We start from the raw sequence: 11,538 nt of genomic DNA on the forward strand, positions 1-11,538 counted from the left end.
AACTACCGGAGACCTCACCTATGTCGAGCACCGACACGCCCAGCAACACCAACTCCAGCTCAACCTGCTCGAGGCGACTTCGATACAGGCCCTAGGTACCCGATGCGGTCGTGGCGATGCCGCCGTCGATCGGGATGATGGTGCCCGTGAGGTAAGCCCCGGCCCGGCCGGCGAGGAATACGGCGATACCCGCCATGTCGTCGTCGCGGCCGAGGCGGCGCAGAGGGGCTTTCGCCGCGATCTTGTCGCCGACGGCTTCGAGCGTGGACGCCATCATCTGCGACGGGAACGGTCCTGGGGCTACCGCGTTCACCGTGACGTGCTGTGGGCCCAGTTCTCTGGCGAGCACTCTGGTGAGTTGATGGAGTGCCGCTTTGCTGCTGGCGTACGAGTAGTTGGGTGACTCGGCGACGTGGATGGCGGCGATACTGCCGATGTTGATGATCCGCGCTGGATCTTCGGCGGTGCCCGCCCTGCGAAGTGCGGGAAGCAGAGCCTGCACCAGCCAGAACGGCGACTTGAGGTTGAGGTCGATCACCGTGTCCCAGGCCTCGTTCGGAAACGTCTCCAGCGGCTCGCGCCACATCGCTCCCGCGTTGTTGACGAGGATGTCCAGGCGGTCCGAGTCGACCTTGACAAGATCAGCGAGGCGCTGACACTCGTCGTACCTGGACAGGTCGGCGGAGATTGCTCGAACGTCGCCGAATTCGGACAGTAGACGCTGTGCCTCCGCGCACGTTTCTGCATTGCGTGAGCTGACGATAACGCGGGCGCCCGCCTGCAGAAGGCCGCGCGCGATCATCATCCCAATGCCCTTGGTGCCGCCAGTGACCAGTGCGCATTTCCCACTCAGATCAAAAAGGTCTGCGTGAGTGGTGAACTGGTTGTCCGCCATGGGTCTTCGTACTCCTGTCGTGGAAGCATGTGCCGCCGGGAGGCGGCTCAACCAGGTTGACAGGAGTCCTGGACGTCTGGGAGATCCTGGTGATACAGGTACTGTGAGAGCCACCCTCGAATCCGGGAAACCCTTCGAAGGCGAACGTCAATCCTGCGGCGTCAGCAAAACAATCGGGATTTCCCGGTCCGTCTTTTCCGCGTATTCGTCGTACAGCGGAAAAATCTTCGCCATCTGCGTCCACAGGGAACCCCGCTCGGCGGAAGTCGCCACCCGGGCCCGAGCCGTCAAGCGGCGGGTTCCCACCTGGACGCCCACGCTCGGGTTCGCCTCCAGGTTCTTGAACCACGCCGGGTCCTCGTCCGCGCCGGCTTTGGACGCGACGACCACGAGGTCTTCCCCCGAGGTTCCGTAAATCAAGCACGTGCGGCGCGGGACGCCCGTCTTGCGGCCCGTCGTGACGAGGATGAGCGTGTACACGCCGTTCGACTCGTGGCCCTCGGTGCCGCCCGAGTCCAGGTACGTGCGGGTTTGCTCGGCGACCCAGTCCCATTGCGAATCGGTGGCGCGGTCGAGGTCTTCGGCGGTGGCCATGGTCGTGGTCCTTTCCGGAGGTTCAGGCGATCTTCTCGGCCAGCGCGACGATGATGCCCTCGGGGCCGCGGACGTAGACCAGCTGGTGGCCGTTGTCGTACCGCACGCGGTCGCCCATGATCTCGGCGCCGTGGGTGCGCAGGCGGGCGAGGACCTCCTCGGTGTCGTCGACCGCGAACATGATGCGGCGGAAGCCGAGGACGTTGACCGGTGCGTTCGGCACGGCGGGGGCGGGGGACGCCGGCGAGTGGAACTTCATCAGCTCGAGGCGGCCGTGGCCGTCCGGGGTCCGCACCACCGCCAGGTCGCAGCGGACGCCCTCGAGCGCGACGAGGCGGTCCACGTCCGGGCCCTCGACCGTGGCCTTGCCCTCGAGCTCCAGGCCGAGGTCGAGGAAGAACGTGATGACCGCTTCCATGTCTTCGACCACCAGGCCGATGTTGTCCAGCCGCTGGATCGTCATGGCTTTCTCCCCTGGTCGCACGGCCCTCGTGGCCGCTCGTGCCCCTGGGACGGAGCCGGTGCCACGTTCTCGACACGGAACCACGCCCTAAATCTCGGTCAAGCGTGGGGACGTTCCCGATCGGGCGGGCTTACCGTGGAAATGACGAAAGGGGGCCGACATGGGGTGGATCGTCTTGGGGATCGTGGTCGCCGCGCTGCTGGGGGTCGCCGTGCTGGTGGATCTGCGGGATCGGAAGCGCGGCGGGAAGCGGATCGCCGGTGGGCTGCGTGAGGCCCGGCAGACCGACATCGTGCAGCACCCGCAGGTCGGGGACCAGGGCGCGGGCATGTTCCTGCCCTGACGCAGGTCAGCCCTGCCGGGAAGAGAAAGTACCGGCAGGGCTGAGCGGTCACGGTCGATGCGCGCCACGGTCGCCTCTCGGCGAGTGGCGCTTCGCGGCTCCAGCCGGACGGAACTCCGCGAAGGCAGTGGTTGCGGCCCGGGGGACACGGTGGGCACACCGACCAATGGGTACAACAGGACACCCCGCCCCCGTATTTCCCTCCACATGTGACGTGCGTTACCTGCGCAATCGTGGTTCCACGTGGAACCACCGCCCCCGACGGCGTCCGGCGCCGGTGCAGTAACATCGCGGGGTAAGGGAAGCAAGCTGAGAAGGGGGCTTCGGTGAAGAAGCTGCTGGCACTCGCGGTCATCGCGGGCGGCGTCCTGTTCGTCGTGAAGCGCAACAAGGCGGCCAAGGCCGAAGCCGACCTCTGGCGTGAGGCGACCGCGCCGGTCCCCTCGAACAACGGCACCACTCCGGCCAAGCCGGCGGGTGCGTCCCACAACTGAGTTTCCGGCGGGCGTCAGCCCGCTCCGGGGCTGTAGCTCAATTGGTAGAGCACCGCCTTTGCAAGGCGGGGGTCAGGGGTTCGATTCCCCTCAGCTCCACCCCGAAATCCCGGCGTAGCCCGGCTTGGTGGCATGGCCGATCAAGCGACGCCGAAGCGCGTGACGCCGTCTTCGAAAGCCTTACTTCAGGAAGCTGATCACCGCGTCCCGGCCGGCGTGGCCGCGCTCGCGGTTCTGGATCGAATGCGACTCGCCCGGGACGATCACCAGTTTGCCCCGCGGTGCCTGCGCCGCCTCCTCCCGCGCCCACTCCAACGGCGTCGACAGGTCGCGGTCGCCGTTCAGCAGCAACACCGGGACGTTCGGGAGCCGCGCCGCCGGGTTCGAGCCGACGCGCTCGACCGGCCACGGCAGGCAGCCTTGGATGAAACCTTGCTGCGTCGCGACTTCGGTGGTGTACGGCCAAGTCGCCGACGCCGGCAGAGCACGCGCGGTCAACGACAGCAGCGGCTGCCGCAGCGCCACCGGTGTCGACGACGAGCCCCACGGGAAGCGCTGGTCCGCGCACAGCGTCGCCGCGTGCAGGCCCGAACTGAAGGACGCCGGGGGGACGTCCTCGGTGGTGTAGCCCTCGACCAGCTGGTCGAGCCAGTCGGACGAACCGGTGCGAGCCGCGTGCAGGGCGCCGATGACGTCGCCCGCGTCCGGGGAACGGTACGTCGGGTCCGAGAACTCGTACGCCACGATCGCGTCGAAGATCTTCACGCCGTCGGCCGCGCTGCGGTGGCGCACCACCCACGCGAGGTCGTCCGCCGGGTCGAAGCCGCAGGCCGGGGCCACCGCGCATGCCGCGCGCAGCACGCGGGCCTCGGCCGTCAAACCGGTCAGGTAGAGGGATGCCGACGCGGACGCGTGGTGCGGCAGCACGGAGTCGAGCACCACCTTGCTGACGTTGGCCGGGTGCGCGATCGCGTACCGCGCCGCCGTGAACGAGCCGTACGAGACGCCGTCGACGACCATCTTCGGCGCGCCCAGCGCCTGCCGGAGCCGGTCGAAGTCCGCGACCGTCTGGTCGGTCGAATACAACGGCGCCGTGTCGCCGAGGATGCGCGCGCACTCGGTGACGGCGTCGCGCGTCGGCGTCGCGATGTCCGAACTGCCGATCTGCGCCTGCAGACCCGGGCAGTTCAGCGCGCCGGCGCCGGTTCCACGCTGGTCGAGCATGACGATCCGGTAGTCCTTGGCCACCTCGGGCAGCCGTTGCGTGGCGATCCGCGTGATGGTGCCGACGCCGCCTTGCCCGGGGCCGCCGGTGAGGAACAGCAGCACGCCCTTCGGCGCGGTCACGTTGTCGGACGTCGCGACCGGCAGGTCGAGCGTGCCCGGCCGGCGGCCGGTGTGGTCGAACGGCACGGTCAGCGTCGAGCAGGTGAAGCCCGGCTGTCCCGGGCACGGATGCGGGTCCGCCAGCTTCGGTCGTCCCCCAGGACGCTCGTCGGCCGCGGCCACACCCCCGAGTGCGGCAGTCAGCGCCAGGACCAGCCCGGCCGTCAGCAGTTTCGAACGCATGATCCATCATCGCCACACGGACCCGGGCGCGGTATACCCCCGAACGGCCATACTTGCCCGCATGACGACGGCGCGGCTGCGGGCCTGGTGGGCCCACCGGCAGGGACTCGACGGCACTTTCCGCGGCGCGTCGGCGGCCGAAGTCCTCGAACGGACCGGCTGGGCCCGTTCGGTCGGCGGTTCCGCGCCGTCCACCTGATCGTCGGCCGCGGCCGGCTCGCCGGGCTTTGGGAGTTCGACGTCGACGCCGAGAAGATCGTCCACCAGTTCTTCGGCGAGGAAGACGAAGCGTTGCGCGAAGCGGTCGCCGCGACCGAGGAGTTCGTCCGCGACGACTTGGGCGACGCCCGCAGCTTCAGCCTCGACTCGCCGAAGTCCCGTGCTCCGCGCCTGGCCGCGCTCAAGGCCTGACGCAGGAGATCTTCCCCCGCACCGGACCCGCCGGACTCGCTTCGCCTGCCGTGTTCGGTGCGTTGTCGCGACGGCTGCCGTCGGACTGCGTCACGCACAGACGGCCGTCCGGCAGCAGCACCGGGCTGGTCGGGAACTCCAGCGGCCCGCCGTTGCGCAGCTTCGACGTCGCGTCGTCCGGGTTGCGGAAGTACTCGGCGACGCGGCCGTCGCGGCGGGCCAGCACGATCGCGTTGCGCTCGTTCGCCGCCGTCCAGACGTTGCCCGCGCGGTCGAGGACGATCCCGTCGGCACCTTCCAGGTACGGGTGCTGCACCTCGAGGTCGTCCAGGCAGAGCGTGTCCGCCGGGAACGCGACGTCGCAGCCGGTCGACGCCCGGGGGCGGCCGGTGCGGTCCATCGGCACGCGCCACAGCGCGCCGCGCGCCGTGTCCGCCACCAGCAGCGTGCCGTCCGCGGTGAACGCCAAGCCGTTCGCGACGATGTGCTGCGAGCCCGCGGTGTCCGCCGCGGTCCGGCCGTTCGGCGTGATCGTGACCGTGCCGGGCGGCAGGCCGCGCACGTCGCGGCCGACCCCACCGGCGATGACGTCGCTGACCATGGGCTGCACCCGGAACTGTTCGAGCGCGACGCCGTCCGCGCCCGCCCGCCACACCCGGCCCTGGCCGGTGCCACCGTCGGAGATCCAGAGCGCGCCCGACCGGTCGAACGCCAGGCCGTTCGCGCCCGGGACACCGCTCGTGAACACCGTCGCCGCCGGTGGGTTCGCCGCGTCCGGCACGAACGAAACCACGGTTTCGCCATTCGCGACGTAGAGCCGGCCACGGCGGTCGAACGTGAGCCCGGCCGGGCTGCACGGCGCCGGGATCGTGCCGACGACGGCGGCCGGGCCACCGGTGGCCGCGACGCGAAAGACCGGGCAGGGGTCGGCGCCGCGGGCCGGCGCGTAGAGGTTGCCGCGGCCGTCGGTGGTCAGGCCTTCGATCCCGAGCGGGGACGCGAACACCGTCTCGAACGCGGCGGGGTGCCGCGACGGCGAGACTTCACCGGCCGAAGCGCCGGACAACAGCCCCGCGGACAGCACAGCGGTGACGGTGAGGACGACGGTGCGGCGCATGCGGGCCTCCGTTTTGTCGGATTTCCTGCCTACGCCGCCGCGCTCGGACCGTCAAGGCCAGAGGCGCTCGCGGACCCAGCCGCCGTCGGTCTTCCGGTACCGCAGCCGTACGTGCTTGCGGTCGTGGCTCGCCTGCCAGAACTCGACCTCGTCCGGGTCGACGAGGTACCGCGTCCACGTTTCCGGGGCCATTTCCGGGTTTTCCGAGACCCAGCGCTCCGCCTCCGCGGCCGCCGCGTCGAGGTCCGCCGGGTCGTGCAGCACCTGCGACTGGTGCCCGATGAACGCCTCGACGCGCGACGCCGGCGGCCGGGCCAGGAAGTCCGCCGCGGACACCTCGGGCGCCGCGGGGGAGACCGGGCCGCGCAACCGGACCTGACGGCCTCGCCCGGGCCAGAAGAACGTCAGCGCCGCGCGCGGATCCTTGCGCAGCTGCCGGCCCTTCGGGCTTTCCGAGCTGGTGGCGACCGCCCAGCCGGCCGGGCCGACGTCCTTGAGGATCACCACCCGCGCGTCCGGCGCGCCATCCGCGTCCACTGTGGACAGGGTGACGGCGTGCGGTGCCAGCACGTGCTCACCGGCTTCGGTCAGCCACTCGATGAAGAGCGTCCGCGGATCTCCGGCCGCCGTTTCCGGCGTGAACACGGGAAGTTCTTCGGGGAACGACGGCCAGCCGCGCAACTGCACCATGTCAGTAACCGTACGGCGGGTGCCCCGGCGGCGGGTAGACGGGCGGCTGCGGGCCGGCCTGCTCGGCGTAGGGCGGAGGCGGCACCGGCGGCGCGGCCATCGGCGGCTGCTGCTGCCAGCCGGGCGGTGGCGGGACCTGTGGTTGCTGCGCCTGCTGCCACTGCACCTGCTGGTACACCTCGGCGGGCTGCGGGAAGCAGTACGTCAGCCGGGCCCGGATCGCGCCGTGCATCGCCGCGCCCCACATCTTCCCGCCGGTGAACGCGTACGTCTGGCCGGCCGTGAGGTCCACCGCGACCATCCGCGTCTCGCCGCCGAACTGGTTGTTCGTCTTCGCCGACGCGGCCTGCGCGGCATCGGGGTACACGCGCTGGCCGACGAGCCCGGCGATGACGACCGAGCCCGCGGTCCAGCCCATCGTGCCGACCATGTTCGCGCGGGCGTGCTGCGTGGCGCGGCCGGTGAAGTCGTACAACGCGGCGGCGCTGACTTCGGGCACCGGCGCCGCGACGACGCAGTAGTTCATCGTCGTCAGCATCACCGACTCGGTGAACAGGCCGACCACGGCCGTCGCGGGCCCGATCTGCACGGAGTTCAGCACGCCGCCGGAGCGCTGGATGCGCTCGGCCACCGCGCCGAGGTACTGCTCGGGGGTGAGCACGCCGGGACCTCCCTCGGTGAGACGGCGCCCATCGTCGCACGCCCGGCGGCACGGTGAGTTCAGCCAGCGGTTTTCACACATGCTTCATGGTTGACTGTGCGCGCTATGCGACGACTCGTACTTCTCGCGCCCGCCGTGGTGCTGCTGGCCGGCTGCGGCCCCTCCATCGTGTCCGGTACCGCGACCCCCAGTCCGCCGTCGGCGTCCGCCGGCGCGGCCGCGGGTTCGGAGCTGCCGCCGGATCCCCAGCCGGCCGCGACCGAGGACTGCCCGTACCTCGACAGCGAGTTCGTGGCCGACTCGAACGGCCAGCACGTGTCGAAGGTGCGCGTGTCGGCGGACGAGCCGCACCCGGCGTGCTTCTTCTACCGCCCGGACGGGAAGATCCAGCTCACCATCCGGGTGTACGTCGGGGACGCCAAGACGGCGACGGCGCTGGTCAACAAGGTGGCGCCGGTCGAATCGTCCAACCCGGCGAGCGACCCGACGGGCTGGAAGGGCGGGTACGAATCGACCGACGACGGCGCCGTCTACGCGGTCGCGAAGGGGACCGCGGCGGTCATCGCGACCACTAACCAAAAGCAGAGCGTGAAGGCACGCACAGTGGTCAAGAAGGCTATCGCTGCCCTGAAGCTCTAGGTAGCGGGCTCCACACGGGTGAGTGATGTTGATCTTGTATTACCCTGTGCGTCACGCGCAGGCTTCGTGGACTCGCGCACCGCAGCCATCGGGGGGTCCCCACCCCCGGGGCCGGGCACAAAATCTGCAACGACAAAGGACTAGATTCGTGGCTGACACCCTCAAGGACATCCTGCTCGACTCCGGCCGTCGTCCGGCCGTCGTGAGCGACTTCGAAACCCTCGTCGACGCCGAGGTCTCGGACAAGGGCGGCGTTTCGGGTGCCGTCGTCAAGACCGGCTTCGCCGCGGTCAAGAAGATCAAGCCGGGCATCATCCCCTCGGCCGTCGACACGCTGCTGCCCGACTTCGTGGTCGCGCTCGAGCCGTTCTACGGCGACTACCGCGCCAAGGGCGGCAACGACTTCGGCGCCTACCTCACCAGCCGCTCGGACGAGGCCTCCAACGCGCTGCTGAGCGTCACCGACACGCGCGCGGAGAAGAGCAGCCGCGACAGCATCAAGAAGGTCTACGGCAAGCTGCGCCCGAACGGCAAGAAGAACGTCGAGGAGGCGCTGCCCCGCCTCGGCGCGCTGGTGGACAAGCACGCCGCCGCGGTCTGAGCTGACTCAACGCACGACTGAAGAGGCCCCCGGTGCACGCCGGGGGCCTCTTCGCGTCGCGTTCAGTTCTTCTTCTCGGCGGGCGCCGGGGACGGCGCCTTACCGTTCGCCTGCGGGCTCGGCTTCGCCGCTTCGGCGGGCTTCGGCGCGGGCGGGGTGGCCTTCGGCGGCGCAGGCGCGACCGGCGGCTCCTGCTTGGACCGGAGGACGTAGGCGGCACCGGCGCCGACCACGGCCAGGCCGAGCAGCCACGGCCAGCGGCGACGGCTGCGCGTCCCCTTGGCGGCGGCCTTCGCCTCGACGACAGCGGCGTAGAAGTCCTTCTTCGCCGCCTTGAAGTCCTTCTTGCCGCGGCGCTTCGACTCGCCGGCGGACTTCGCGGCCTTGATGGCGGCCTTCTTGGCCTTGCGGCCCGGCTTGCGCAGCTCGGAGAGCCGGGAGAGGGCCTCCTGGCGGGCGGCCTTCGAGCTCTTCTTGAGCTCCTTGCGGGTGAGCTCGGTCTTCTTCGCGAGCTGCTTCTGCGCGCGCCGGCCGTGCTTGACGCCCTCGGAGACGAGTTTGTCGGCGGTCTCGGCGGCCTGGGCTGTCGCCCGGGACATGGACTTCACCTCATCATTCGTTTTGACACTGCTCTGCTACCCGTAACCTATCGTGCCCCTTTTCGCCGCCGCCCGCTGCTGATGGCACGATGAGTCTCGTGAAAGCGACGCTGCACACCAACCAGGGTGACATCAACCTGAACCTCCTCCCCGACCACGCGCCGAAGACGGTCGCGAACTTCGTCGGGCTCGCGGAAGGCACCAAGGAGTACACCCAGCCGAACGCGGCGGGCACGAACTCCGGCCCCTTCTACGACGGTTCGATCTTCCACCGGGTCATCGACGGCTTCATGCTGCAGGGCGGCGACCCGACCGGCACGGGCCGCGGCGGCCCCGGCTACAAGTTCGGCGACGAGTTCCACCCGGAGCTGCAGTTCAGCAAGCCGTACCTGCTGGCCATGGCGAACGCCGGGCCCGGCACGAACGGCTCGCAGTTCTTCATCACCGTCGCGCCGACCACCCACCTGAACTTCAAGCACACGATCTTCGGCGAGGTGGCCGACCAGGAGTCGCGCAACGTCGTCGACGCGATCGGCCGCACGTCGACCGGCCCGGCGGATCGTCCGCTGACCGACGTCGTCATCGAGAAGGTCACCATCGAGCACTGACGGCCTCCCGTGCCGGGGTTTCGGTAGGTTGGTGACATCGTGAACCAACCGCCGAACCCCGCCGCCGAGCAAGCCGCGCTCCCCGGGTGCTGGTGGCACCCGAACCGCCCGACCGGGCTGAGCTGTTCCCGGTGCGGGCGTCCGGCGTGCCCGGATTGCCTCCGCGAAGCCCCCGTCGGCTTCCAATGCACCGACTGCGTCCACAGCGGCGCCCAGCAGCAGCGCCGGCAGCGACGCGGCTACCAGGAAGCCGGGTTCGGCCAGCGCACCGTCTTCGGCGCGCGGCTGTCCCAGTCGGTGCTCGTCACCCAGGCCATCCTCGCCGTGAACGTCCTGGTCTTCCTGATCACGGTCGTCCAGGCCGGCAGCCTGAACGACAACGACCTGGCGTCGGCCTTCCAGCACGGCGCCCTGTACGGCGACGCGACCCTCGGCCACGGCGAGTGGTGGCGCGTCCTGACCAGCGGGTTCCTGCACTACGGACCGATCCACATCGCGGTGAACATGTTCTCGCTGTGGATGATGGGCCGGTCGCTGGAGCAGGTCACCGGCCGCGGCCGGTACCTCGCGCTCTACTTCGTCTCGATGCTCGGCGCGTCGGCGGCCGTGCTGCTGTTCGGCGACCCCGGGGGGTACCCGGGCACGGCGGGCGCGTCCGGCGCGCTGTTCGGCCTGATGGGTGCCTACGCGGTCACCGTGCTGAAGCTGCGCCTGAACCCCACCGGCCTGATCATCACGCTGGCGTTGAACGCCTTCATCACGTTCGGCATCCCGGGCATCTCGATCTGGGCGCACGCGGGCGGCCTGGTGACCGGGGCGCTGATCACCGTCGCGCTGCTCTACGCCCCGCAGGCCGGCCAGGCGCGCTGGCAGGCGATCGGCATCGCGATCATCACCGTCGCGATCCTCGGCCTGATCGTCTACAAGGGGTCGCAGTTCCCGCCCGAGACCTGCCAGTTCGTCCAGTTCCCGTTCGGCCGGTACTACGTCTGCGGCTAGCTGCGCGCCCGCAGCGTGCTGAGCACGTCCAGGACGTCGCGGGGGTCCTCGCCGAGGTCGAGCCACCCGAAGACGTACAACTCGTCTTCGTGCTCGATCTCGAGCGTGACGCCGTCGCGGCCCAGCCGGCGGGTGGTGCGCAGCCGCGTGCGGGTCTGCGCCCACGGCAGCCGGTGCGTGCCGCCCAGCGTGCGGGCCACCAGACCCTCGGCGTCGGCGGCCAGCCGGGGCCGCACGAGCGTCGAGTGGGCGGCGAACGCGCCGACGGCCAGCGTCGCCAGTGCGAACAGCACCAGGCCGCCCCGGTCGCCGGTCACCACATCGGCCACGACACCGATCAGCAACAGCGCGGTGACCGCCCACGCCGATACCACAAGGGCCTGACGCGGCGCCCATGAGGTGGAGTAGTTATCCACAGGGGTTATCCACAGTGGGGATGAGTCACACCGGTGTAATTCGGCGTCAAGCCGCCATTCGGAGTAATAATCAGCGCCAGCGCATAGTCATGAGGAGACCCGCGATCATCAGCGCGAACCCGCCGGCGAAGTTCCAGTTGCCGAGGTCGGCCATCCACGAGATCTTGTCCCCGGCGATGTAGTTCACCAGCAGCCAGATCAGGCCCAGGAGCATCATCCCGAACATGGGGATCTTCCAGGCGAGACCGGTCGGACCGGCCGCCCGCACCTTCACCGGCGTGCGCCGGTCGGCAGGCGGGGTGTAAGCCGTCTTCTTGCGGACCTTGGACTTGGGCATCGTGTTCCTCGCGGTGCTGTTCGGGCTGGTCGGTGGCGATGACCCGCTCGGGGTGCGCAACCAGCGCCACGTGCACACGTTAACGTAAACGACGGTAGGAAA

The 11,538-nt window shown here is 69.9% G+C and carries 17 protein-coding genes and 1 tRNA gene; 8 read left to right on the top strand and 10 right to left on the bottom strand.

Going from position 1 to position 11,538, the window contains the following annotated elements:
• Window positions 1-91: 91 nt before the first annotated feature.
• The 3 genes from AB0N03_RS41250 to AB0N03_RS41260 all read right to left on the bottom strand — a co-directional run bounded on the left by AB0N03_RS41250 (window position 92) and on the right by AB0N03_RS41260 (window position 1,952).
• A complete protein-coding gene (locus AB0N03_RS41250) occupies window positions 92-895 on the bottom strand; it encodes an SDR family oxidoreductase (protein WP_364384409.1) in 804 nt (267 codons plus the stop codon).
• Between the two features lie 147 nt (window positions 896-1,042).
• Window positions 1,043-1,489: a nitroreductase family deazaflavin-dependent oxidoreductase gene (locus AB0N03_RS41255; RefSeq protein WP_364384412.1), complete on the bottom strand. Its 447-nt coding sequence runs from the start codon at window positions 1,487-1,489 to the stop codon at window positions 1,043-1,045.
• Between the two features lie 22 nt (window positions 1,490-1,511).
• On the bottom strand, window positions 1,512-1,952 hold the full coding sequence (locus AB0N03_RS41260) for a VOC family protein (RefSeq protein ID WP_364384415.1): 441 nt from the start codon (window positions 1,950-1,952) through the stop codon (window positions 1,512-1,514).
• Window positions 1,953-2,112: 160 nt separating this feature from the next.
• Here AB0N03_RS41260 and AB0N03_RS41265 point away from each other — a divergent pair, with 160 nt between their 5' ends.
• From AB0N03_RS41265 to AB0N03_RS41275, 3 genes are all read left to right on the top strand, one after another.
• Entirely contained in the window at window positions 2,113-2,295 is a 183-nt protein-coding gene (locus AB0N03_RS41265; protein WP_364384418.1) for a hypothetical protein, read from the top strand.
• A gap of 326 nt (window positions 2,296-2,621) precedes the next feature.
• The gene (locus AB0N03_RS41270) at window positions 2,622-2,789 is read left to right on the top strand and encodes a DLW-39 family protein (protein WP_086679331.1); all 168 of its coding nucleotides are present in this window, start codon (window positions 2,622-2,624) and stop codon (window positions 2,787-2,789) included.
• A 26-nt stretch (window positions 2,790-2,815) separates the two neighbouring features.
• Window positions 2,816-2,888 (top strand) — tRNA-Ala (locus AB0N03_RS41275).
• Window positions 2,889-2,969: 81 nt separating this feature from the next.
• On the opposite strand, the gene AB0N03_RS41280 is transcribed toward AB0N03_RS41275, so the two are convergent.
• Window positions 2,970-4,358: an alpha/beta fold hydrolase gene (locus AB0N03_RS41280; protein WP_364384421.1), complete on the bottom strand. Its 1,389-nt coding sequence runs from the start codon at window positions 4,356-4,358 to the stop codon at window positions 2,970-2,972.
• 87 nt (window positions 4,359-4,445) lie between these two features.
• On the opposite strand from AB0N03_RS41280, the gene AB0N03_RS41285 reads away from it, so the two are divergent.
• Window positions 4,446-4,769, top strand: a complete 324-nt coding sequence (locus AB0N03_RS41285) for a hypothetical protein (RefSeq protein WP_364384424.1) — start codon at window positions 4,446-4,448, stop codon at window positions 4,767-4,769.
• Here AB0N03_RS41285 and AB0N03_RS41290 read toward each other — a convergent pair.
• From AB0N03_RS41290 to AB0N03_RS41300, 3 genes are read right to left on the bottom strand one after another with little or no spacing between them, the layout of a single operon-like run.
• On the bottom strand, window positions 4,759-5,886 hold the full coding sequence (locus AB0N03_RS41290) for an SMP-30/gluconolactonase/LRE family protein (protein WP_364384427.1): 1,128 nt from the start codon (window positions 5,884-5,886) through the stop codon (window positions 4,759-4,761). The genes AB0N03_RS41285 and AB0N03_RS41290 overlap by 11 nt on opposite strands.
• A 51-nt stretch (window positions 5,887-5,937) precedes the next feature.
• The gene (locus AB0N03_RS41295; protein ID WP_364384430.1) at window positions 5,938-6,576 is read right to left on the bottom strand and encodes a pyridoxal 5'-phosphate synthase; all 639 of its coding nucleotides are present in this window, start codon (window positions 6,574-6,576) and stop codon (window positions 5,938-5,940) included.
• A gap of 1 nt (window position 6,577) precedes the next feature.
• Window positions 6,578-7,237 carry a hypothetical protein gene (locus AB0N03_RS41300; protein WP_364384432.1) on the bottom strand — a complete coding sequence of 220 codons (660 nt, stop codon included), beginning with the start codon at window positions 7,235-7,237 and terminating at the stop codon, window positions 6,578-6,580.
• Between the two features lie 105 nt (window positions 7,238-7,342).
• On the opposite strand from AB0N03_RS41300, the gene AB0N03_RS41305 reads away from it, so the two are divergent.
• Window positions 7,343-7,876 carry a DUF2020 domain-containing protein gene (locus AB0N03_RS41305; RefSeq protein WP_364384435.1) on the top strand — a complete coding sequence of 178 codons (534 nt, stop codon included), beginning with the start codon at window positions 7,343-7,345 and terminating at the stop codon, window positions 7,874-7,876.
• 148 nt (window positions 7,877-8,024) lie between these two features.
• Window positions 8,025-8,477, top strand: a complete 453-nt coding sequence (locus tag AB0N03_RS41310) for a hypothetical protein (RefSeq protein WP_364384438.1) — start codon at window positions 8,025-8,027, stop codon at window positions 8,475-8,477.
• Between the two features lie 62 nt (window positions 8,478-8,539).
• Here the strand turns inward: AB0N03_RS41310 and AB0N03_RS41315 are convergent, their stop codons facing one another.
• Window positions 8,540-9,076, bottom strand: a complete 537-nt coding sequence (locus tag AB0N03_RS41315; RefSeq protein ID WP_364384441.1) for a hypothetical protein — start codon at window positions 9,074-9,076, stop codon at window positions 8,540-8,542.
• 89 nt (window positions 9,077-9,165) lie between these two features.
• On the opposite strand from AB0N03_RS41315, the gene AB0N03_RS41320 reads away from it, so the two are divergent.
• Entirely contained in the window at window positions 9,166-9,684 is a 519-nt protein-coding gene (locus tag AB0N03_RS41320; RefSeq protein WP_364384443.1) for a peptidylprolyl isomerase, read from the top strand.
• 39 nt (window positions 9,685-9,723) lie between these two features.
• Entirely contained in the window at window positions 9,724-10,683 is a 960-nt protein-coding gene (locus AB0N03_RS41325; protein WP_364384446.1) for a rhomboid family intramembrane serine protease, read from the top strand.
• On the opposite strand, the gene AB0N03_RS41330 is transcribed toward AB0N03_RS41325, so the two are convergent.
• Both AB0N03_RS41330 and crgA read right to left on the bottom strand, forming a co-directional pair.
• Entirely contained in the window at window positions 10,680-11,099 is a 420-nt protein-coding gene (locus tag AB0N03_RS41330) for a PH domain-containing protein (protein ID WP_364384449.1), read from the bottom strand. The genes AB0N03_RS41325 and AB0N03_RS41330 overlap by 4 nt on opposite strands.
• A 70-nt stretch (window positions 11,100-11,169) precedes the next feature.
• Window positions 11,170-11,436: a cell division protein CrgA gene (gene crgA, locus AB0N03_RS41335; RefSeq protein WP_284743405.1), complete on the bottom strand. Its 267-nt coding sequence runs from the start codon at window positions 11,434-11,436 to the stop codon at window positions 11,170-11,172.
• Window positions 11,437-11,538 lie beyond the last annotated feature (102 nt).

The sequence above is a fragment of the Amycolatopsis sp. NPDC051061 genome (assembly GCF_040682935.1).
In the GTDB taxonomy this organism is placed as follows: Bacteria; Actinomycetota; Actinomycetes; order Mycobacteriales; family Pseudonocardiaceae; genus Amycolatopsis.

Coding starts and splice junctions, on each gene's coding strand:
- crgA (WP_284743405.1), bottom strand. CDS start 11,436: ATGCCCAAGTCCAAGGTCCGCAAGAAGACGGCTTACACCCCGCCTGCC.
- AB0N03_RS41320 (WP_364384443.1), top strand. CDS start 9,166: ATGAGTCTCGTGAAAGCGACGCTGCACACCAACCAGGGTGACATCAAC.
- AB0N03_RS41260 (WP_364384415.1), bottom strand. CDS start 1,952: ATGACGATCCAGCGGCTGGACAACATCGGCCTGGTGGTCGAAGACATG.
- AB0N03_RS41280 (WP_364384421.1), bottom strand. CDS start 4,358: ATGCGTTCGAAACTGCTGACGGCCGGGCTGGTCCTGGCGCTGACTGCC.
- AB0N03_RS41305 (WP_364384435.1), top strand. CDS start 7,343: ATGCGACGACTCGTACTTCTCGCGCCCGCCGTGGTGCTGCTGGCCGGC.
- AB0N03_RS41250 (WP_364384409.1), bottom strand. CDS start 895: ATGGCGGACAACCAGTTCACCACTCACGCAGACCTTTTTGATCTGAGT.
- AB0N03_RS41255 (WP_364384412.1), bottom strand. CDS start 1,489: ATGGCCACCGCCGAAGACCTCGACCGCGCCACCGATTCGCAATGGGAC.
- AB0N03_RS41295 (WP_364384430.1), bottom strand. CDS start 6,576: ATGGTGCAGTTGCGCGGCTGGCCGTCGTTCCCCGAAGAACTTCCCGTG.
- AB0N03_RS41315 (WP_364384441.1), bottom strand. CDS start 9,076: ATGTCCCGGGCGACAGCCCAGGCCGCCGAGACCGCCGACAAACTCGTC.
- AB0N03_RS41265 (WP_364384418.1), top strand. CDS start 2,113: ATGGGGTGGATCGTCTTGGGGATCGTGGTCGCCGCGCTGCTGGGGGTC.
- AB0N03_RS41290 (WP_364384427.1), bottom strand. CDS start 5,886: ATGCGCCGCACCGTCGTCCTCACCGTCACCGCTGTGCTGTCCGCGGGG.